This window comes from Noviherbaspirillum sp., assembly GCF_035627455.1.
Lineage (GTDB): Bacteria > Pseudomonadota > Gammaproteobacteria > Burkholderiales > Burkholderiaceae_D > Noviherbaspirillum.
This window is the reverse complement of the sequence record NZ_DASPLS010000101.1, coordinates 1-21,505: the sequence shown is the minus strand read 5'-3', so window position 1 is coordinate 21,505 and position 21,505 is coordinate 1. Positions and strand designations below refer to the sequence as shown.

General features: G+C 65.7%; 20 protein-coding genes and 2 tRNA genes. 15 read left to right on the top strand and 7 right to left on the bottom strand.

What is annotated here, in order from left to right; genetic code table 11:
• From VEC01_RS19535 to cueR, 3 genes are all read left to right on the top strand, one after another.
• A complete protein-coding gene (locus VEC01_RS19535; protein WP_324902588.1) occupies positions 1-903 on the top strand; it encodes an SDR family oxidoreductase in 903 nt (300 codons plus the stop codon).
• 71 nt (positions 904-974) lie between these two features.
• Complete coding sequence (locus tag VEC01_RS19530) at positions 975-3,404, top strand: heavy metal translocating P-type ATPase (RefSeq protein ID WP_324902587.1); 2,430 nt, start codon at positions 975-977, stop codon at positions 3,402-3,404.
• Positions 3,401-3,811, top strand: a complete 411-nt coding sequence (gene cueR / locus VEC01_RS19525; protein WP_324902586.1) for a Cu(I)-responsive transcriptional regulator — start codon at positions 3,401-3,403, stop codon at positions 3,809-3,811. Before VEC01_RS19530 ends, cueR begins: the two co-directional genes overlap by 4 nt.
• A 26-nt stretch (positions 3,812-3,837) precedes the next feature.
• On the opposite strand, the gene VEC01_RS19520 is transcribed toward cueR, so the two are convergent.
• Positions 3,838-4,044 (bottom strand): heavy-metal-associated domain-containing protein, encoded by a 207-nt coding sequence (locus tag VEC01_RS19520; protein ID WP_324902585.1) that lies wholly within the window; start codon positions 4,042-4,044, stop codon positions 3,838-3,840.
• A gap of 120 nt (positions 4,045-4,164) precedes the next feature.
• Positions 4,165-5,265, bottom strand: coding sequence for a helix-turn-helix transcriptional regulator (locus tag VEC01_RS19515; protein WP_324902584.1), 1,101 nt, complete (start codon positions 5,263-5,265; stop codon positions 4,165-4,167).
• Between the two features lie 500 nt (positions 5,266-5,765).
• On the opposite strand from VEC01_RS19515, the gene VEC01_RS19510 reads away from it, so the two are divergent.
• The 12 genes from VEC01_RS19510 (at position 5,766) to VEC01_RS19455 (ending at position 17,881) form a co-directional block, all read left to right on the top strand.
• On the top strand, positions 5,766-6,311 hold the full coding sequence (locus tag VEC01_RS19510) for a hypothetical protein (RefSeq protein ID WP_324902583.1): 546 nt from the start codon (positions 5,766-5,768) through the stop codon (positions 6,309-6,311).
• Between the two features lie 92 nt (positions 6,312-6,403).
• Entirely contained in the window at positions 6,404-6,721 is a 318-nt protein-coding gene (locus VEC01_RS19505; RefSeq protein ID WP_324902582.1) for a hypothetical protein, read from the top strand.
• A 5-nt stretch (positions 6,722-6,726) separates the two neighbouring features.
• Entirely contained in the window at positions 6,727-8,274 is a 1,548-nt protein-coding gene (locus VEC01_RS19500; RefSeq protein ID WP_324902581.1) for a DUF4384 domain-containing protein, read from the top strand.
• Positions 8,258-8,587 (top strand): hypothetical protein, encoded by a 330-nt coding sequence (locus tag VEC01_RS19495; protein WP_324902580.1) that lies wholly within the window; start codon positions 8,258-8,260, stop codon positions 8,585-8,587. The genes VEC01_RS19500 and VEC01_RS19495 overlap by 17 nt, the downstream gene beginning before the upstream one ends.
• Positions 8,553-9,266, top strand: a complete 714-nt coding sequence (locus VEC01_RS19490; RefSeq protein ID WP_324902579.1) for a head GIN domain-containing protein — start codon at positions 8,553-8,555, stop codon at positions 9,264-9,266. Before VEC01_RS19495 ends, VEC01_RS19490 begins: the two co-directional genes overlap by 35 nt.
• Positions 9,267-9,288: 22 nt before the next feature.
• Positions 9,289-10,185, top strand: a complete 897-nt coding sequence (locus VEC01_RS19485) for a hypothetical protein (RefSeq protein WP_324902578.1) — start codon at positions 9,289-9,291, stop codon at positions 10,183-10,185.
• A gap of 28 nt (positions 10,186-10,213) precedes the next feature.
• Entirely contained in the window at positions 10,214-10,912 is a 699-nt protein-coding gene (locus tag VEC01_RS19480; protein WP_324902577.1) for an OmpA family protein, read from the top strand.
• Between the two features lie 10 nt (positions 10,913-10,922).
• Positions 10,923-11,483, top strand: a complete 561-nt coding sequence (locus VEC01_RS19475) for an RNA polymerase sigma factor (protein ID WP_324902576.1) — start codon at positions 10,923-10,925, stop codon at positions 11,481-11,483.
• Positions 11,484-11,495: 12 nt separating this feature from the next.
• Entirely contained in the window at positions 11,496-12,170 is a 675-nt protein-coding gene (locus VEC01_RS19470; RefSeq protein ID WP_324902575.1) for a hypothetical protein, read from the top strand.
• 18 nt (positions 12,171-12,188) lie between these two features.
• Positions 12,189-13,085 carry a caspase family protein gene (locus VEC01_RS19465; RefSeq protein ID WP_324902574.1) on the top strand — a complete coding sequence of 299 codons (897 nt, stop codon included), beginning with the start codon at positions 12,189-12,191 and terminating at the stop codon, positions 13,083-13,085.
• Positions 13,082-16,054: a caspase family protein gene (locus VEC01_RS19460; protein ID WP_324902573.1), complete on the top strand. Its 2,973-nt coding sequence runs from the start codon at positions 13,082-13,084 to the stop codon at positions 16,052-16,054. The genes VEC01_RS19465 and VEC01_RS19460 overlap by 4 nt, the downstream gene beginning before the upstream one ends.
• A 75-nt stretch (positions 16,055-16,129) precedes the next feature.
• Entirely contained in the window at positions 16,130-17,881 is a 1,752-nt protein-coding gene (locus VEC01_RS19455; RefSeq protein WP_324902572.1) for a hypothetical protein, read from the top strand.
• Positions 17,882-18,030: 149 nt separating this feature from the next.
• Here VEC01_RS19455 and VEC01_RS19450 read toward each other — a convergent pair.
• The 5 genes from VEC01_RS19450 to VEC01_RS19430 all read right to left on the bottom strand — a co-directional run.
• Positions 18,031-18,105, bottom strand: a tRNA-Thr gene (locus tag VEC01_RS19450).
• A gap of 62 nt (positions 18,106-18,167) precedes the next feature.
• Positions 18,168-18,243, bottom strand: a tRNA-Lys gene (locus tag VEC01_RS19445).
• Positions 18,244-18,323: 80 nt separating this feature from the next.
• On the bottom strand, positions 18,324-20,054 hold the full coding sequence (locus tag VEC01_RS19440; protein ID WP_324902637.1) for a GspE/PulE family protein: 1,731 nt from the start codon (positions 20,052-20,054) through the stop codon (positions 18,324-18,326).
• A gap of 83 nt (positions 20,055-20,137) precedes the next feature.
• Positions 20,138-20,974, bottom strand: coding sequence for a methyltransferase (locus tag VEC01_RS19435; protein ID WP_324902571.1), 837 nt, complete (start codon positions 20,972-20,974; stop codon positions 20,138-20,140).
• Positions 20,975-21,028: 54 nt separating this feature from the next.
• A partial coding sequence (locus VEC01_RS19430) for a DNA-deoxyinosine glycosylase (RefSeq protein WP_324902570.1) occupies positions 21,029-21,505 on the bottom strand: 477 nt, incomplete at its 5' end.

Genomic DNA, 21,505 nt, shown 5'->3' with positions numbered 1-21,505 from the left:
ATGAATAAAAAAATCAACCTGACTGCGCCGGGCTTCGGCCGGCCGCGCCTCCTGATCGTCGGCTGCGGCGATGTCGGCATGCGCCTCTTGCCCCTCGTGCGCGATCGCTTCCGCGTGTTTGCCGTCACCAGCCAGGCCGTTCGCAGTGAAGAACTGCGTGCCGCCGGCGCGGTGCCGGTCATCGCAGATCTCGACCAGCCTGCGACGCTGGCGCGGCTCGCGCGCCTGGCCCGCTGGGTCGTGCACCTGGCGCCGCCACCGGCCGAGGGCCTGATCGACCGCCGCACCCGGAATTTGACCGCCATTTTACCCGACGGCGGGAACCTGGTTTATGTGAGCACGACCGGTGTGTACGGCGACTGCGGCGGCATGCTGGTGGACGAGACCCGCACCGTCAATCCGCAAAACCCGCGCGCGAAGCGCCGGGTCGATGCCGAACGGGTGCTGCGCGGGTGGGCCCGACGTTCCGGTTCGCGCCTTTCCATCCTGCGCGTGCCCGGCATTTACGCCGCCGGCCGCCTGCCGCTGGAGCGCTTGCAGAAGGGCACGCCGGCGCTGCGGCCGGAGGATGACGTGTATACGAACCACATCCATGCCGACGACCTTGCGCGCATCATCGCGCAGGCCCTGTTCCGGGCGCAGTGCTGCCGTGTTTATCACGCGGTGGACGATTCGGACATGAAGATGGCGGACTACTTCGACGCGGTGGCCGACCGCGCCGGCCTCGCGCGGCCGCCGCGACTGCCGCGCGAGGAATTGCGGCACGCGGTGTCGCCGGTGTTGTTGTCTTTCATGTCGGAATCACGGCGGCTCTCCAATCTGCGGCTGCGTGCCGAACTCGGCGTGCGCCTGCGCTACCCGCGCGTGGAACACGCGCTGGACGAGATTTTTTCCCCGGCTTGATTCCCTGCTTGACCTTCCCATCATGGTAAGGTCGATAATGCAGGCATGCTGAATCAACCAGGAGCTGTACCATGGGCAACGCGCTTCCGTTATCCACTGTTTCTTCCGCCGCGGGCATGCATGAAATCGATGTTGCCATCGAGGGCATGACTTGCGCATCCTGCGTCAACCGTGTTGAAAAGGCCTTGCGCGCGATTCCCGGCGTCGCTTCCGCCGATGTGAATCTCGGCACCGAGCGCGCGCGCGTGGTCGCCGAGCGCGGCGTGGATGCCGGCAAGGTGCAGCAGGCGATCGAAAAGGCCGGCTACCAGCTTGCACAGCAGGAATGGGACTTGCAGATCGAGGGAATGAGCTGCGCGTCCTGCGTGGGCCGGGTGGAAAAAGCCCTGCGCAAGGCGCCGGGCGTACTCGATGCCAGCGTCAACCTGGCCGGCGAGAGCGCGCATGTGCGGATGGCGTCCGGGGGCGGCGCCGATACGCTGGTCGCCGCAGTCGAGGCGGCCGGCTATCACGCGCGGCTGCGCGACGACGGCACGGCGGCACCGGCAATCGAGGCCAGGCGCGATGATGGATTGCTGAAAGTCATCATCGCGGCGCTGCTGTCGCTGCCGCTGATCATCCCGATGTTGCTGGAGCTGGCCGGCGTGCACTGGATGCTGTCCGGATGGGCGCAGCTCGCACTCGCCACGCCGGTGCAGTTCTGGCTGGGTGCGCGCTTTTACCGCGCCGGCTGGAAGGCGCTCAAGGCGGGCGCCGGCAACATGGACCTGCTGGTGGCGCTCGGCACCAGTGCCGCATACGGCCTGAGCGTCTACCTGCTGTTCATCCACCGGTCGGATGGCATGCCGCATTTGTATTTCGAAGCGGCGGCGGTGGTGATCACGCTGGTACTGCTCGGGAAGTGGCTGGAAACGCGCGCCAAGCGCCAGACTGCCGACGCGATCCGCGCGCTGCAGGTATTGCGGCCGGACGTGGCGCGGGTGCGGCGCGGCGATGCGGAAACCGAGGTGCCGATCGCCCAGGTGCGGCTCGGCGATATCGTCGTGGTGCGGCCCGGCGAGCGGGTGGCGGTGGACGGCGTGGTGCAGGAAGGGCGCAGCCATATCGACGAGTCGCTGATCACCGGCGAAAGCCTGCCGGTCGCCAAACAGGGGGGCGACAAGGTGACTGGCGGATCGATCAATGCGGAAGGCCTGCTGCTGGTGAAGACGACCGCGGTGGGCAGCGAGACGACGCTTGCGCGCATCATCCGGCTGGTCGAAAGCGCGCAGTCGGCGAAGGCGCCGATCCAGCACCTGGTCGACAAGGTCAGCGCGGTCTTCGTGCCGGTGGTGCTCGCGATCGCGCTCCTGACCTTCGCCGGCTGGTGGATCGCGGGGGGCGACATCGAATCTTCCATCATCAATGCGGTGGCGGTGCTGGTGATCGCCTGCCCGTGCGCGCTCGGTCTGGCAACGCCGGCGGCAATCATGGCCGGCACCGGCGTCGGCGCGCGCCATGGCATCCTGATCAAGGATGCGGAAGCGCTGGAACTGGCGCATGCGGTGACCACCGTCGTGTTCGACAAGACCGGCACGCTCACCGAAGGCAAGCCGGCACTGACGGCCGCGCTTCCGGAGGGCCTGGATGAAGCGGAGCTGATCCGGCTGGCGGCGGCGATACAGCAAGGCAGCGAGCACCCGCTGGCACGGGCGGTGGTGGAGGCGGCAAAGGCAAAGGGCATCGCCGTTCCGGCGGCCGCGCAGGTCGCGGCGCTGCCGGGGCGCGGAGTCGCTGCCGTCGTCGGCGGCCGCGCGCTCAAGCTGGGCAGCAGCCGGCTGCTGCAGGAGTCCGGGATCGCTCCCGGGCGGCTGGCCGAGGCCGCCGCAGCGCTGGAGCAGCAGGGCAATACCATCTCCTGGCTGATGGCGGACGACGGCGCGCAGCGCCTGCTCGGGCTGCTGGCCTTCGGCGACCGGGTGAAGGCATCGGCGCAGCAGGCAGTGGCCGGCCTGCATGCGCTCGGCGTCAAGACCGTGCTGCTGACCGGCGATAACAAGGGTAGCGCGGCGACGGTGGGCAAGGCGCTTGGCATCGACCAGGTCATTGCGGAAGTGCTGCCGGCCGACAAGGCGAACAAGATCGCCAGCCTGAAAGGCGAAGGGCAGGTGGTGGCGATGGTCGGCGACGGCATCAACGATGCGCCGGCGCTGGCCGCAGCCGACGTCGGCATCGCGATGGCGACCGGCACCGACGTCGCGATGCATGCGGCCGGCGTCACCCTGATGCGCGGCGACCCGGCGCTGGTGCCGGATGCGATCGATATATCGCGGCGCACCTACCGCAAGATCCGACAGAACCTGTTCTGGGCCTTCGTCTACAACCTGGTGGGCATTCCGCTGGCCGCGTTCGGATTATTGAGTCCGGTCATCGCCGGCGCCGCGATGGCGTTCAGTTCCGTCAGCGTGATCACGAATGCCTTGCTGCTGCGCCGCTGGTCCGCGCTAGGAGGAAGAAAATGAATATCGGGGAAGCTTCCAAGGCATCGGGCGTCACCGCCAAGATGATCCGCTATTACGAAAGCATCGGGTTGATCAGGGCGGGGCGGCGCACCGAGTCGGGTTACCGGATTTATGGCGACAACGACGTGCACACGCTGCGTTTCATCAAGCGGGCACGCACCCTCGGTTTTTCGCTGGAGCAGATCCAGGACCTGCTGTCGCTGTGGCAGGACCCGGAGCGCGCGAGCGCCGACGTGAAGGCGATCACCCGCACGCACCTGGCAGAGCTCGACAAGCGCATCCGCGAGCTGACCGAAATGCGCGACACGCTGCGCCACCTGGAACATGCGTGCTCGGGTGACCACCGCCCGGATTGTCCCATCCTGCACAGCCTGGAAGCGCCGGGCGAGGGCGCTTCCTGCCACTGAACCGCGCCGCGCGCCGCGGCACCGAGTCAGCGCACCGAGCTGGCCAGCACGGGATAGCCTGCATCTGCGACCGCTGCGGTGATTGCCTCCAGCGGCGCGCCGGAGTTCACCGTGACTTTCTGCTGCGGCAGGTCGACATCCACGCTGGCACCGGCATCCACTGCCTGCACCGACTTCGTGACGGCATTGACGCAATGGCCGCAGCTCATTCCTTCGACTTTCAATTCATACATGTTTCGACTCCTGGCGGGTGTTGTTGGGGTGAACCTGGATGCTAGAGGTGCCCACGATGGGAAGGTCAAGCATTTTATCGCGGCTGCGGAAGGCGGGCCGCGCATGGCTCACGCCGGGTTTCACCCTCCTGCGCGTTCAGTTTCCCTGTACGGCGCCTGCAGTCCCGCCGGTGCCTGCGCGACCATGTAGCGGGCGAGCTCGGCCTTGTCGTGCAGACCGAGCTTGCTGTACGAGCTCTTGAGATGATTGCGCACTGTAAACTGCGACACGCCCAGATGCTGCGCAACTTCCTTATGGCTCATTCCCGCGGAAAACAATGCAGCGACGCGGCTTTCTGAAGGCGTCAGCTTGGGCAGGATCAGCGCCTCGCGCGCGTGGCACATCAGCTGGCCGCGTTGCCGCGAAAAACGAACCTCGATCCGCTTTCCCTGGTAGCCGGCATTCGTTACGGCGCACTCCCATAGTGGGGCGGGCAGCCGCGGCTGGCGGTGCCCCGGCCATTCCAGCTGCAGCAGCCTCTGGAACAGAGGATCGGCCGCGATAAGGATGCCGCGCCAATTGATCAGCGCTACGGCGCGATCACCTTGCTCGGGAAAAATCTCTTCGAGCAGGCGGCTGCGGTTGGCGTCCATCGCGATGCTCAGGTTTAACCAGAATGCATGGAGGTAATTCGCGTCCTGGCCGCTGAAAGGGCGGTTGTCGCCCCGGTATGCGACGAACCAGCGCGCCCCAAGCCTTTCCTGGGGAGGAGCGCCGAACAACATCAGTTCATTGATGTCGTGGCGCCGCGCGTACTTCTCAAGCGCGGCCAGGTTGCGCGCCGCATAGTAAGACGGACAGGAACAGAGCAAGGGCTCGCACAGCCCCGACATGAACGATTGGGTCAGGGGATCGCTGGCTGACACGTCCGGATAATCGGTCAGGATATCGGGAGAGCGGTTGTAAATATGGGCGTCCGCGATGCCGAGGGCGTCCTCCATCTTTCCCTCGGCATATCCGGTGCCCAGCACCCCGCCGTCGAACTCTATCCACTTGCGCAGCAAGCGGACAGCTTCCGCAGAGAATTCATGAGGCGACGCGTGCTGCGACGCATAGTGCAGATCGGCCAGGGTGCTAGCGAAAGCCTTCATCGCTACTCCTTGAATTCGGTCGGCTCCCTGGCTTTCGTTCGGGTCGGTCTCTGCCTCCTTGCGCGTCCACGCACTATAAATCGTGACCATGTGCGCTGAAGCCGATCTAGATCAAATTTATTCACTTTGTGTCACGGCCGCCGCGTGACCGTCGCGCTTCTTGCCCGCTTGCATTGCTGCTGCCATGCCTGCCGGCAGTCGTCTCTCCTTCTGCGCCACGTCATACATCTGCCCGGTAAAGCACCTGTCTAGCCCATTTGTACCATGGTTCTTCACATCCACTAAATACAGAATCAATGCATCGCGTTCCGACCGGAGCGTGTACGCGAAAGATCGGAGGACGTGGTGTGACATTTCAATCGTTGGTGTGCCGCGAATCCTTGCCCCGGGAAATATTGCAGTGTTCGTCACTGTTCCCGGGCGCAATAAGAGTCCAGCGAGCCAGCACAAAAAGATTTGAACCGTATCGCCCGCCACTGCGACTCAGGTGCAAGAACCGATCAGCAACGACATCACAGGATAGCTCGCCGCTGCACGGCTCGATTTTCCCAACCGGTCAACGAACCCTTTACCAATCCAGGAGATCTTTCATGAAAACCTCAGCATCCGCCATCGCACTCGTCGCCACCCTGTTCGCCGCAGGCAGCGCGTTCAGCCAGGAGTCCAGCGTCAACCTGGACAACATCAAGCAGAACCAGCAGGGCGGCATGGGCAACAACCAGAAATTCGAAGCGGGCAACGTCAAGGGCAGCGGCAAGTCGCAGACCCGGATCACCGACTACAGCGGATCGCAGCAGGGCGGCATGGGGAACACCCAGAGCGCAGAATTCGGCAAGGTCACCAACGGCGGCGAGTCCAACGTCACCGCGAACAAGACCCGGCAGTCGCAGAGCGGCGGCATGGGCAATTCCCAACAGCTGAAGCTGGGCGAAGTGTCCAACGGCGGCAAATCCAACGTCCGCACCAACAACCTGTCGCAGTCGCAAAGCGGCGGCATGGGCAACAAGCAGCTGATGGAAATGGGCAGCGCCAAGGGCGGCGGCAAGACCGACGTGCGCGCCAATGACGTCGCGCAGAGCCAGTCCGGCGGCATGGGCAACAACCAGTCCCTGCGCGCCGGTAACGTCGAGAAGTAATCCAGGCCGCGAACGCCGGCGCCGGGAAGGCGCCGGCGCCAGCGACAGTGTGAATACCTACCTTGCCGCCCACTTCATCGAGGAGCTTCGCAATGATGTCTTACACCCGTACCGCCGCCTTGCTTGCCCTTGCCGGATGGTGGGCGGCAGCGTCCCCGGCGCTTGCCGCCAGCGCAGACATCATCGATATGGAGCCGGATCTGGCCGCCAAGGTCAACCGCGAAAAGCTCAAGCAGAAGCGGCAGCAGAATGAAATGAACGCGGGTAACAAGGTGCGCGACAAGGAAAGCTGCGGCAAGATCGATATCGGCAACAACGACGCGCCCAAGCGCGGCGCCGCCGCGATCGCCCAGCGCGAAACCACGGTCGTGGTGACCGGCAACGTCATCAACGCCACGAACTGCCGGTGAGCGCCATGCACGCAAGGACCAGACGCTCTGCGGCAATTCTGGTGTCGGTGGCGCTTCTCGCCGGCCAGTTCGGCTGCGCCAGCCGCACCCTGCAGTTCAAGGAAGACGTGGCGCAGACCGCCGAGGAAATGCGCAAGGGCCCGGAAACCAAGCCGCACCTCACCGAAACGACCTTTGCCCAGGGCCTGCGCTGCATGGACATCCTGTTCATCAACTATGGCGTGCATGACATCTCGATGCTGATCGAGGACCTCAGCGACCAGACATCGAAGGTCAAGGCCGGCACCAAGGATATGTTCATTTCCGCAGTGTCGCAGATGACGCGCAGGAGCAAGGCGGTCCGCCTGGTCGCGTTCGGCGTGGTGACCGATACCACGCTCGGCGCCTATATACAGAACCAGTCGATCAAGGCCTTCGAGACCGTGCCGGAATTCTCGACGCGCGGCTCGATTTCGCAATTCGACGAATCGATGGTCAAGAAGCAGGGCGACGCGGGCGTGAGCCTCGGCCCGCTCAGCAGCAGCGTGGCCAAGCAGGCCAGCGCTTCCATCATGGGGCTGGACCTGAACGTGATCCGCACCGACGACCTGTCGCTGGTGCCCGGCGTCACCGCGCGCAATTCGGTGCAGATCCTGCGCGAGGGCACCGGCGTGGACGGCGAACTGTCGTTCAAGAAATTCGGCGCCAATTTCAACTACACCATGTCGCGCAGCGAAGGACAGGCGCAGGCCTTGCGCATGCTGACCGAGCTGGCGGCGATCGAGCTGTTCGGCAAGCTGACCAAGACGCCGTACTGGACTTGCCTGGGCCTGACCGACAAGGATCCGGCCGTCGACGCCGAAATGCGCGACTGGTGGGAAACCTTCGTGCAGGATCCGCAATCGCTGGTCGTGTACTTCCAGAACCAGATGCGCGCGCGCGGACTGTACCGCGGCGAAGTGGACGGCCGCGCCAATCCCGCCTTCATCGAGGCGGTGCGCGCCTACCAGCAGGCGCTCGGCCTGAACGGCGACGCGAACGTGAACTTCGAGTTCTTCCGCCGCTATCTGGCCGCCGATCACGCGAAGATGCAGGTCAAGGCCAAGACCATGCTGAAGGAAGTGCCGGTGGCCGATACCTTCACGCCGCCGCCGCCGCAGGCCGCAGCGCAGACCACGGTCACGATCGTCAATCCGCAGGGCGACGGGCGGCCGCTCCGGCGCGGCGAGATGTACAGCGTCGAGGTGCTGCTGAGCCAGGACAGCTTCATGTACTGCTACCTGATCGACGAGAACGGCCGCATCAGCCAGTTCTTTCCGAATCCTGCCAGCCCGAGCGCCGCGACCAAGGGCGGCGTGAAGATGCGCTTCCCCGGCAACCAGCCGTTCCGCTTCGTCGCCAATGGCAAGAGCATGACCGAAACGGTGGCCTGCTATGCCGCGCCCCAGGATCTCGGCGCCAGGCCGCTCGCTAATGCCGGCGGTGTGGCAAACCTCAACAGCCTGACCGACGGCTTCAGAAAGGTTGCCGGCACGGACGTCGGCGTCGGAGTGTTCAATGTCAAGCCGCAATAAGCTGATCGCGTTCGCGCTGGCCGCCGCCAGCCTTTCGGCGGACGCCGCGCCCGCCAACGGTCCGGACGACGGCAGCTCCAACGTCGACCTGCGCTCGGTCAACTCGCGCCGCGCCGCCGATGCCGCGAAGGGACGGCGGCAGGAAGACAGGGTGCGCTGCTGGCAGTACGGAAAGCTCATTTATGAAAGCCGCGTCGCCGCGCCGGCGGAAAAGTCGGCAGGTGTCGTCGAAATGCGCAGCGGCGCCGGCGGTTCGGTACAACTCATGGACATGAATCATGGACTTTGCATTGTTGAAACGGGCAGGAAATAGGTGGCATGCGGCTGCAGTGCTGTCCGCGGCGGCGCTCGCATTGCCGGTGCAGGCGGCGGACACGCAGTCGCGCGACAAGGACCTTCCGGCATTTACGCAAGTGACGGTGGAAATCCCGGCCGAGGTGCGTATCCGCCAGTCCGGGAAGTCGCATGTGAATGTGACCGCCGAGCCGGCGCTGCTGGAAAAGATCGATGTCAGCGTCAACGGCTCGGTGCTGAAGGTGGCGGCGCGCGGGTCGTTCTCCACGCAGCAGCCGCTGGTGGTGGAGATCGACACGCGCGCGCTCAAGCGGCTGGAGATGAATGCGGCCGGCAACGTGACGGTGGACGGCGTGCGCGGCGACCAGCTCGCCGTCGTCGCCGCCGGATCGGGCGACGTGAAGCTCAGTAATTTGAACCTGAAATCACTTTTGATCGACTCACAGGCAAGCGGAACGATCACGAGCTCGGGGCGCGCGACCCAGCAGGAAGTGCGCGTCGGCGGTTCCGGCGCCTACCAGGGCGAGCAGACTGAAACCGAGCGCAGCGTGGTCGATCTGTCCGGCGCCGGCAATGTGACCGTCTGGGCAACGAAGTCGCTGCAGGCCAAGGTCGACGGCTCCGGGATGCTGCGTTACCGCGGCAAGCCGCAAGTGAAGCAGGACATTGCAGGAGCAGGTTCGATAGAGCAGTTCTAACCCCATCTTCCAGGAGCCGATCATGGCAAATCAAAAACACCTCATCCGCATCGCGATGCTCGCGCTCGCTGCCTCCGCATCGGCCGGCGCATCGGCGCAGTCAACCACCCTCAACGGCGTGACCCAGCAGCAGACCGGGCCGATGCAGGAGCAGACCATCAATCTCGGCAACATGGCGCGTGAAGGCAAGAGCAACACCAACGCAAGCAATGTGCGCCAGAACCAGATGGGTGCGCTGAACCGGCAGGGCCTGTCGGCGGGTAACGCCAGCGGCAACGCGAGCTCGCAGACCAGTGTGCGCAATACCCGGCAGACCCAGGCCGGCGCGCTGAACAACCAGTCGCTGGAAGTCGGCAACGCCAGCGGCAACGCACGCGCCAGGGCGGAACTGGGTTCCGGCTCGCAGTCCCAGTTCGGCGCGCTCAACGAGCAGAACGCGAGGATCGGCAGCGCCTCCGGCAATGGCAAGACGGACACGACTGTGCGCAGCATGAACCAGGTCCAGGCAGGCGCGCTGAACCGCCAGAGCGCATCGGTAGGCAATGCCAGCGGCAACGGCAGCGCCAGGGTGACGGTGGGTTCGCTCAACCAGGGACAAGCGGGCGCGCTAAACAACCAGCAGGCCGAGATCGGCAATGCGAGCGGCAACGGCAAGTCGAATGTCACCGTAGGCAACGTGATGCAGGGGCAGGCGGGCGCGCTGAACAACCAGCGGCTGCGGATCGGCAATGCCTCCGGCGCCGGCCAGAGCAACGTACGGGTCGGCAGCGTCGTGCAGGGGCAGGCGGGCGCGATGAACAACCAGTCGATGAGTGTCGGCAACGCGGACGGCGGCGGCTCGAACAATGTGTCGGTCGGCGGCGTGGTGCAGGGGCAGGCCGGCATGTACGGGCACGACAGCGTTCGCATCGGGAATTGAGCGGCGCCTACAGAAAGGGAGTGATGCGATGGAGCTTTTGAAATTCTTTGCACTGCAATGTGCCGCGGCCGCCGCGCTGGCCTTGCCCGCGGCCGCGGCGGTCGCGCAGGTGACGTACTTCGATACGCCGCCGTCGGTGGAGCAGTTGCAGGAAGCGCTGCGCAAGCCGGCGACACCGGATTCGGCGCCGGCGAACCGGCCGGCGCGGATCCAGGGCCGCGGCATCGAGTGGCAGGACTCGGCCGACGCTCCGGCTTCTCCGCCGGCGCAAAAGCGGCAGGAGCAGGAGATGAACGGCCAGACACGGGAATTCGGCCGGCCGGGCACGGCCAGCAGCGGCGCCTCCGGCGTCGCCTCGAACGGCGCGTCCGGAGGGCCGGCGCAGGACGGCGCGCCGGCGATCGCGGTGCCGGTGAACTTCGACCTCGGCAGCGCGCAGATCAACAAGGCGTCGATGCAGTACATCGACGCGATTGCCGGCCTCCTGCTGCGCGAGCCGAACCTGCAGTTGCTGGTGGAAGGCCATACCGACGCCTCCGGCGACCCGCAGCGCAACATGATGCTGTCCTGGGAGCGCGCGTTCACGGTGTTCAAGACCCTGGTGCAGCGTTACGGCATCGACCCCGGGCGTCTGCAGCCGGTGGGAAAGGGATCGACCGAGCCGATGCAGGGAAAGGCGCCGACGGAGGGCGTCAACCGCCGGGTGCAGTTCCGGGTGCTGGGATGACAGGGCAGCGATGGCCAGGCTGAAAGAACCGGATGACGTGCAGCTGAAAACGCTGCTGCAGCGGATCGAGCGGCGCGACGAGAATGCGTTGACCGAGCTGCACCAGTTGTTTTCCCGCCGCATCTTCGCATTTGCGCTGCATCGCCTGAGCGACGCGCATGATGCGGAAACGGTGGTGGCCGACACGCTGTTCGAAGTCTGGAAAAACCCTGGACGGTTCCGGGGCGAGTCGAAGGTATCGACCTGGGTGCTGGGCATCGCGCACTTCAAGATCCTGAACACGGTGCGCGCGCGGGGCGCGGCGCATGAGTGCATCGACGACTATGCGGAGGTATTCGAGTCGCCGGAGCATACACCGATGATGCACATGGAGTTGCGCCAGCAGCGGGATGCGGTCATCGGATGCATGGAAAAGCTGACTGCGCCGCACCGCGAATGCATGCAGCTGGTTTTTTATGAAGGCTTGAGCCTGGCGGAAGTGGCGCAGGTGCAGTCGGTCCCGGAAAACACCGTGAAAACCCGCCTGTTCCATGCGAGGAAAAACCTGAAGACCTGCCTGCAGCGGATTTGAACTGGAAGCGACATGGATACGACCGGCACCCTCTCCAAAGACAGCGATTACGAGCGTTTCCTCGACCTGCTGCCGTGGTACGTGAACCGCACCCTCGGGGAGGCTGACCGCAACTGGGTCGACGCCTATCTCGTGCGCGAGCCGGATGCGCGCTTCGACCTCGAACTGGAACGCTCGGTCGCCAACGAGGTGGCGCGGCAGATCGACGCGCAGCCCGCGGATGCCGGCCTGCGCCGGCTGCAGGAACTGGTGCGCACGGACAGCAAGACCGCTCGTGCCGTGCCCGGCCGGCCCGGGCGATGGGCCAGCCTGTGGCAACGCATGCGCGATGCCGCTTCCCGTATTACCGGCGGCCAGGCCGGATGGGCGATGGCATGCACGCTGCAGGCCGGCGTGATCGCGCTGCTGCTGATGCAGCCCGCGACCGAGAGCGAAGATCAATACCGCGCGCTGGGAGCGCCGGCCCTTCCCACCATCGTGGTGCAGGTGCGGGAATCCACGCCGGAAAAGGATTTGCGCGCGCTGCTGCTGCGCGAAGGGGCAGAGATCGTCGCCGGCCCGTCGCAGCTGGGCGAATACCGGCTGACGGCGAAACGCGGCGATGTGCAGGCGCTGGCCAAGTCACTGGTTACCTCGCCCATCATCGAGTCGGTGTCGGTGGAACGCAATTCGGGAAGCCAGCGCTAGGGTTACAAGGAGCGGCAGGTGAACAATCAGCCTGGAACCACATTTACGGCCTGCCGCCATACCCGCCGGCAGCTGCTCAAGGCCGCCGCCGCCGCGGCATGCTGTTACGCAGGCGCCGGACTCGCGCGCGCGCAAGGGACGGGATCGAGCGCGCTGGTGATCGGGAACGGCGACTATGGCGTCTCGCCGCTGCGCAACCCGGTCAATGACGCGCGCCTGATCGGCGACACGCTGGACGAACTCGGCTATCGCGTGGTCAGCATCGTGAACGCGCCGATGCAGCGTACGCTGGATGCCGCGCGCAGCTGGATCAGCGCATCCGCCGGTTCCCATAGCCGTATCTTTTATTTCGCCGGCCATGGCGTGCAAAGCGGCGGCAAGAATTTTCTCATCCCGGTCGATGCCGATATCCGCGCCGAGGATGAAGTGCCGTTCAAGGCGATCAATGCGATGGACATCGTCGACCGCTTGTCGCGCTTCGATGATGGCGTGAACATCGTGATTCTCGACGCCTGCCGCAGTTCCCCGTTTCCGCTGCTGGCGGGGAACATCAAGGGGCGCGGCGTCAACAACAATGCGCAGCAGGGACTGGCTGCGGCGAATGCGCCGCGCGGCACCCTGATCGCCTATTCCACCTCCCCCGGTGCTGTCGCCATCGACGGCGGCCGCGCCGGCAACAGCGTCTACACCCGGCAGCTCGCGGCGCAAATGCGCGTCGAGGGACTGCCGGTGGAACTGCTGTTCAAGCGTGTGCGCCAGGCAGTCATGCAGGAAACCCGGCATGCGCAGGTCCCCTGGGAGAGCAGCAGCCTGACAGGAGACTTCTGCTTCCGGCCCGACGCACGCGGCGGCTGCGGCGACAGCGGCAGGGACGCGGAAGTCCAAAGCATCGACCTGAAGAGGATTCCGCGATGAAACGCCTTCCATCCCGCCAACATGCCTTGCGTCTTGCGGCGGCGTTCCTCGCGCTGCTGCTCATCACGCTTGCGATACCGGTGCTGGCAGCGGACCCGCAGGTGCCGGTGCTCACGCTCGACAACGGCAGCCATACTGCGGCAATCCGCCAGATCGCGGTGGACGCGTCCGAGAACCTGGTGGTGACCGCGGGCGACGACAAGAGCGCGCGGGTGTGGGACATCCGCAGCGGCGAACCGGTCGGAACGCTGCACCCGCCGGTCGGCGGGGACCACCTCGGGCGGCTGTATGCGGCGGCGGTGTCGCCGGGCGGCATGCTGGCGCTTGCCGGCACTACCGCAGCTGCCGGCGGCGCGCACAGGATCTACCTGTACAACCTGCGCAGCATGGCGTTCGTGACTTCCTACGATGCGCGCGGCGGTGATATCAAGCGGCTGCAATGGTCGCCCGACGGCAAGCTGCTTGCCGCTGCGTATGCAGGCGAGCCCGCGTTCCGCGTGTTCGACGACGGCGGCAGGCTGGTGCATGAGGAAACCCTGCCCGCCGACGCTTGGTCGCTGACGTTTTCGGCCAGCGGCATGATCGCGCTGCCGGTGTCGGACCAGACGATACGCCTGTACCAGGCCGACGGTAACGGCGTGCGGCGCGGCGCGACGCTGCGCGCCAGCCTGCCGGACCCGCGCGGCGTGCATTTTTCGCCGCAGGGCAACCTGCTGGCGGTCGGCTACCTGTCCCGCAAGAACGGCCGGGAAGTGCAGGTCGACGTGTTCGACCTCGCGTCCGCTGCGCTGGCCAGGTCTTTCGTATTCGACGACATCGAACAGGGCAACCTGCGCAACGTCGCGTGGCAGAGCGACGGCGCGGCGCTGTATGCCGGCGGCTCCGGTTACCGCGGCGCCAACAGCTTCGTGGTGAAACGCATCGCGTGGCCGGATGGCGCGGCGAGCGACATTCCGGCGGCCACCAATTCCGTCACCGACCTGCTGCCGCTGAAGGACGGGCGCCTGCTCTTCGCGACCGTGGAGTCGAGCTGGGGCGTGCTGAAGGACAAGCGCGCCGACGTGGTGGTCAAGGCAAAAAGCGCGCAGTTCTATGACAGCCGGGTGCTGAGCATCAGCGACGATGCCGGCGTCGTCGCCTGGCGCTTTGCGCCGGGCGGAAAGATCTTCAATTTTTCCGTGGACGGAAGGCGGCTGCGCGAAGGGCCGGGGGAGGCGACGCGGGCCGCGACGCCGAGCGGATCGCGCATCGAAGTCAGCGGCTGGGAAAATTCCTTCAAGGCCAGCGTGGCCGGCAAGCCGGTGCCGATGCAGCCGACCGAAATCGCGCGCGCGTCCGCCGTGCTTCCGGACGAGGCCGGCGTCGTGCTCGCCACCAGCCGCGCACTGCGCCGCTTCGATGCGTCGGGCAGCCAGATGTGGATGATGCCGCTGGCCACCGAAGCGCGCGCCGTCAATGTCAGCGCCGACGGACGCGTGTTCGCGGTGGCGATGGCCGACGGCACGATACGCTGGCGGCGCGTGGAGGATGGCGCGATGCTGATGTCGCTGTTCGCGACACCCGACGGAAAGTGGGTGCTATGGACGGAGGATGGCTATTTCGATGCCGGCATGGGCTCGGAAAGCCTGATCGGCTGGACCGTCAACCGCAAGACCGGCGAGCAGGCCGACTACTATCCGATCTCGCGCTTCCGCGAACACTACTTCCGTCCCGATGTGCTCGACCGGATGCTGGTGGAACGCGATCCGGGCAAGGCGCTCGCCTCTGCCAACGCGCAGCGCCAGCAGCTGGCGCAGCAGTCGGATGCGCATGCGCAGGAACGGGTGCGGGAACTGGTGCGGCCGGCGCAGGTGAAGGAGATCCTGCCGCCGGTGGTCACGCTGCTGACACCCGGGTCGGTGGAAAGCAGCGACAGCAAGGTCACGCTCGAGTACCGGCTGTTCGCGCCCGAGGACAGCCCGCCGGCGACGGTGTATGTACGGGTGGACGGCAGGCCCTATGAACTGGGCGACACGCAGCCGTCGCTGCTGCCGGTCGGCGAAACCGCGGGCAAGCTGACGCTGACGCTGCCGCAACGCAATGCGGTGGTGCAGGTGTTCGCCAGCAATGCGAACGGCACCTCGGCGCCGGCCACCATGCGCTACACCTACAAGCCGCGTCCGGCCGAAGCCGCGCCGCCGCCCCGGCCGGCCGACAAGCGGCCCACGCTATACCTGCTTGCAGTCGGCGTGGGCGATTATGCCAATCCCAAGTTCAAGCTCAACCTGCCGGGCAAGGACGCCGACGACTTCACGCGCTCGCTGCGCCGGCAAAGCGGCCTGTTCTACAAGCATGTGGAAGCGCGCGTGCTGGTCGACCGCAACGCCACCCGCGAAGCGGTGCTGCAGGGATTGACCTGGCTCAAGACGGCGCCCGGACCGGATGACGTCGGCATCTTGTTCATCGCCGGGCACGGTGTCAACGACGTCGACGATACCTACTACTTCCTGACCCACGACTCGGACGTCGGCAAGCTCGCGGCCACCGCGATCCCGGAGGCGCAGTTCCGCGATGTCCTGTCCAACATGCGCGGCAAGACCCTGTTCTTCGTCGATACCTGCTATTCGGGAAAATCGCTGGGCATCCTCAGCCAGACCGACCTGACGCGCATCGCCAACAAGTTTTCCAGCCCCGAGCACGGGGTGATCGTGTTTTCCGCGAGCCACGGCAGGCAGCAGTCGCTGGAAAGCATCGACTGGGGCAACGGCGCGTTCACCAAGGCGCTGGTGGCCGGCATCGACGGCGCGGCGGACTACCGGCGGCAGGGCGTGATCACGCACCGCGGACTCGATTATTACCTCGGCTATGAAGTGGCGTCGCTCACCAACGGCATGCAGACCCCGGTCACGATGGTGCCCACGGGAGTCGCCGACTTCCCGGTGGCGAAGGGAAGCCAGGGCAACAAGGTCAGCCACAACAGCGTGCGATGACCGGGAACGGGCATACGAAGCAGCACAGCAACAGGATTTTTCAGGCCAACCAGACAGGACAGGAAAGGAATGCTCATGAACTTCCCGCGCATGGACTTGTTACCGATGATGAACTGGAAAGCGGCCGGCGCCGCCGTGCTCGCGGCGGCGCTCTCCGCTTGCGGCGGAGGGGGCGGCGGCGAAGCGCCGGCCGCGGCTGCGCCAGCCGGGCTGGAGACGCTGCCGCCTTCGGCCAGCGCCGGAACCAGTCCCGCTGCCAATCCAGCTGCCAATCCCGGTGCCAGTACCAGCACTAGTACCACTCCTGGTACCAGTCCTGGTACTGGCACCGGTGCCGTGCCGCCGGCCGCCATCCCGCCGATCATCACGCCTGGCGGCGACGGCAACAGCAACGGCACACCCGGCGTGGTGGAGCAGTTGCGGCCCTGCGCGTACATCAGCACCGGCTTCACCGGCGATCTCAATGCGGTTTACCCGGACGGTCTGGGTGCCGTGCCGACGACCGGACTGGCTTGCGCGAGCAGGGGCGGCGGCGCCGGCGGCGGCGATGGTGGCGGCGGCAGCGGAGGAGGTGGCGGCGGTAGCGGCGGCGGCGGGGGCGCGGCCGGCGCGGGCGGCGGCGAAGGCAAGGTGGTCGGCGCGCTCATGACCGTGACCCGGCTGTCGGACGGCGTCGTGCTTGGCTCGGCGCTGACCGACAGCGTGAACGGCCTGGTCACGATCCGCCCGGTTGCCTCCGACGGCCCGGTCCTGCTGACGCTGACCGGCCAGGCCGGCGCGAAATACTATGACGAAGGCACGGCGCAGATGACCGACTTTGGCCCGGGGCAGGTGCTGCATGCGCTGGTTGACCGCTTCGACGAGAACGTCGGCGTCACGCCGCTCACCGAAGCCGCGTATCGCTACGCCCTCAACAATTTCGCAGGCAATGCGCAGGCGGTTGCATCCGGCGGCGCGCAACTGCGGACCGAAGGCGACCTCAGGGGGCTGACGGCAGCGCAGGTGCAGGCGGCGAACAAGGCGGTGCTGGACGCCGTCAACGCCACGCTACCAGAGAGCGTGAAACTGGTGTCTGCAAAGACGCTGCCCACGCCGATCGACAACACCAGCCCCAGCAATGCGTTGCCGGCGAACCGTTACGGCATCGCCGAAACCGTCATCGGCGGCCTGGTGAAGGCGGCAGCGACGCGCCAGCCTGCATCGAGGACGCCCGCGCTTGGCATCACCGAGCAGCTCGCGCGCGACTTCACCGACGGCAAGCTGGACGGCGCCGCGCTCGACCGCACGCCGGCAGCGCCTGCGGCGCAGGCGTTCTACGAGCCCGGCAGCCTGCCCGGCGCACTGCGCAACGGGATGGCGGCGGTGGCGAACCAGTTCGGCCAGGGGACGACCAGCACCGTGGTGCCGCGCGCGACGACGACGGCGGACTTTGCGGGGGCATGGGGCGTGGTTGCGGGGAGTCCTGGCGTGACGGATGTAACTAATGTTGTGCCGACCACCAACTTGGATGCGCTTGAAGGCGTCGAGGGAACGGCCCTCATTACGGTCGACCAGGCGGGAAACCTGACGGGAGACTGGATTGATGTGGCAACACTGACCAGCGCGCCCCTCAGTGGCCAAGTGGCGAATGACGGCACGATCACCAGGCTTACGATCGGGGGCAGTGACGTGACTCTGCGGGGCGGCCTGAATGCGGACGGAGGCGGTTCCGGCACCTGGAGCGACAGCGAGGGCCGCAGCGGTATCTGGGAATCCGGGCGTAACCCCGAGGCGGTACCGGCAACAGCACCGGCAGCAACGACGCCGGCAGCAACGCCGGCCAGCTGAAGCGGCTTTCCCGCTGGCGTCATGCTGCCCTTGCTGGCTGCATGCGGCGGCGGAGACGACGGGCGCTCACGCTGCGCGATGATGGAGCGGAGGGGAAAAAAAAGCGGCGGCTCCATCGAGGAGCCGCCGCTTTCTGTTCTTGTAGCGACTGGTGCCCATGGGCAGGATTGAACTGCCGACCTCTCCCTTACCAAGGGAGTGCTCTGCCACTGAGCTACATGGGCAAACCGATAACTTCCACTTCAGTAAATGAAAAGCCCGGTCGCTTGACCGGGCTTGAATTCGCTGGTGGGTCGTGAGTGGCTCGAACACTCGACCTACGGATTAAGAGTCCGCTGCTCTACCAACTGAGCTAACGACCCAACGAAGACGAAGATTATAGCAATAACTTCCGCGCAGAGTCAAAGCCCGCCGGGAAACTTTTTTGCCGCGCGGCCCTCTGTCAGGTCAGCGCCGACGTCACCTTCAGCACTTCATCCACCGTGGTCACGCCTTCGATCACTTTCAGCGCGCCGGCCACCCGCAGCGGCTTCATGCCATCCTTGACGCTTTGCTGCTTGAGCGCATGGATATTGGTTTCTTCCCTGATCAGCTGCGAGAACGGCTGGGTGACCGTCAGCAATTCATACAGCCCGGTGCGGCCGCGGTAGCCGGTCTGCCGGCATTCCGGGCAGCCGACCGGGCGGTAGAGGGTGGCGGGTTTCGGCATCTTCCAGCCTTCCGTCAGCCCATCCCAGACTTCGTCCGATATCTCGCCTTCCGCCTTCTTGCAGTCGGAGCACAGCGTGCGCACCAGGCGCTGCGCCATGATGCCAATCAGCGTGGCTTCCAGCAGGTAATAGGGCACGCCGAGTTCCAGCAGGCGCATCACCGCCGACGGCGCATCGTTGGTATGCAGCGTCGACAGCACCAGGTGTCCGGTCAGCGCCGCCTGGATCGCCATTTCCGCGGTTTCGAGGTCGCGTATCTCGCCGACCATGATGATGTCCGGGTCCTGCCGCATCAGCGCGCGCACGCCGTCGGCGAACGACAGGTCGATGCCGTGCTGCACCTGCATCTGGTTGAATGACCCTTCGACCATTTCGATCGGGTCTTCCACCGTGCAGACGTTGACTTCCGAGGTCGCCAGCGCCTTGAGCGTGGTGTACAGCGTGGTGGTCTTGCCCGAGCCGGTCGGGCCGGTAACCAGGATGATGCCGTGCGGGCGCGAGGTGAGCATGTCCCAGCGCTTCGCGTCGTCCGCTGGAAAACCGAGTTCGGGCAGTGTCTTGACCACGACGTCCGGGTCGAAGATACGCATCACCAGCTTTTCGCCGAAGGCGGTGGGCAGCGTCGACAGGCGCAGCTCGATTTCCTGTCCGCCTGAGGTGCGCGTCTTGATGCGGCCATCCTGCGGGCGGCGCTTTTCGATTACGTCCATGCGCCCGAGCAGCTTGATGCGCGCGGTCATCGCGATCAGGACCGCCGCCGGCACCTGGTAGACCTGGTGCAGCACGCCGTCGATGCGGAAGCGGATCACGCCGAGCTCGCGCTTGGGTTCGAGGTGAATATCGGAGGCGCGCTGTTCGAACGCGTACTGCCACAGCCAGTCGACGATGTTGACGATGTGCTGGTCGTTGGCGTCGAGCGTCTTGTTGGCCTTGCCGAGTTCGACCAGCTGTTCGAAGTTGTTGCGCAGCGCAAGGTCGTGCTGGCCGCTCTTGTTCGCGCCCTTGATCGACTTAGCCAGCGTGAAGAACTGCGCGGTGTACTGGGCGATGTCGAGCGGATTGGCCACCACCAGCTTTACGTTGCGCCGCGTGATCTTGGCGATCTCGGCTTCCCATTCCAGCACGAACGGGTCGGCGGTGGCGACCACCACCTCGGCCGGCGTCATTTCCACCGGCAGGATGTTGAAGCGCGCCGCATAGGTGGCCGACATCACGTCGGCCACGCGGGTGAAGTCGATCTTGAGCGGGTCGATGCGGAAGAAGGGCAGCTTCGCCTTGCCCGCCATCCATTCGGTCAGCCAGTCGAGGGTGAGCTGCTTGTGCGGCGCGACCGCCGAATGCAGCTTGATCTGCGCGACCGCGGTCAGCGGATGCATGCTGGCCGATGCGTTGCGCAACAGGCCCTGCGCTTCGTTGTAGCGCGCCTTGACGTCTGCCTTGTCGATCAGGCCGTCGGCCAGCATCCAGCTGAAGATCTGATGCAGGTCGAGCGCCTTGGGCACGGGTTTGTGCTGCGGGGCGGCGGCGGGATGATCGGCTCGGGCGTTCACGTTGTCGGACTCCTGCGGTTGTTGGCTTGCGCCGTTTGCCATGCCTTCAGGCCGTTGACCCAGGCTTTTGCGGGAAGCCGGGTGGCGGCGGTGATTTCCGCGGCCCGCTCGTACAGCGCGGGGAAGTCGAGTTCGGGGCGGGTATTGAAGCCGAGCGCGACCACGTTGCCTTCATGCACCGGCGGCAGGCAGATGACGTCGGCGAACGCATGGCGCATCGCCTTGTAATTCTTCCCGTAGCTGGGATGGTCGCCGAACAGGTTGACCGTCATGATGCCGTCCGGCTTGAGACAGGCGGAACAGGCCTGGTAGAACTCGAAGCTGTCCAGCACCGGGCCCTGCACCGTGGCATCGTAGAGGTCGGCCTGCAGCGCGTCGAGGATGCCGTGGTTGGCGCTGTCGGTGACATAGTCCATCGCATCCATTTCATGGACGGCCAGGCGCTCGTCAGGCGGCGGCATCCGGAACAGGGTTGCGCAAACCGAGATTACCGCCGGGTTCAGCTCCACCGCGGTCACCTGCATCTGCGGAAACTGCTTGTAGCAGAACTTGGTCAGCGCGCCGGTGCCGAGGCCGAGCTGGGCGACGTGCTGGGGCTCGCGGTTGAAGAGCATCCACGCCATCATCTGCTGCGCATATTCGAGTTCGATCCAGAATGGCTTGCGCACGCGCATCGCGCCCTGTATCCATTCATTGCCGAAATGGAGGAAGACGACGCCGTTTTCTTCGGACAGGGTGATGGGGGCGAATTTCGGCTTGCGCCGCGCGCGGGCCTTGCCCGGCCCCGCCTTGCTGTTGGCCTGCGCTTCCATGGAGTTGCGTTTGATGAGCATGCTGTTTTTGTAAGGGCCGCGCAGGGCGCGGCGCCGGTATGGGTTTCTGCAATTCTACAGAAGGATATTCTTCCATACCGCCAGTTTTTGCTCGAAGGAGAGTTGCGCGTTGGCCGGGGAGGACGAGGGCAGCACCAGCGTGCGGAAGCCCGCCTGCGCGAATTGCGGCTCGAAACGCCCGGATGTCTTGCCATTGAAGCACACCTTGTCCAGGTCCGGGCACTGCCGTTTCAGCAACGCGAAGTCGTTCGACTGCGCATTGCGGATCGCGGTGTCGAGGCTGCCTTCGCGCTCGCAGGCGGCCAGCACGTCCCACAGACCGATCCGGCGCGACAACAGCTTTTGCAGCCGTTGCTCGTACGGCAAGCCGGTCAGCGTATCGCCGAGCACGGCCGACAGCAGGCGCCAGAGCTGGTTGCGCGGATGGGCGTAGTACTGCTGCGCCGCCAGCGAGGCTTCGCCGGGAAAGCTGCCGAGGATCACGATGCGCGTGTCCGGGGCGAGTACGGGAGGGAAACCGGTGAGCGGGGG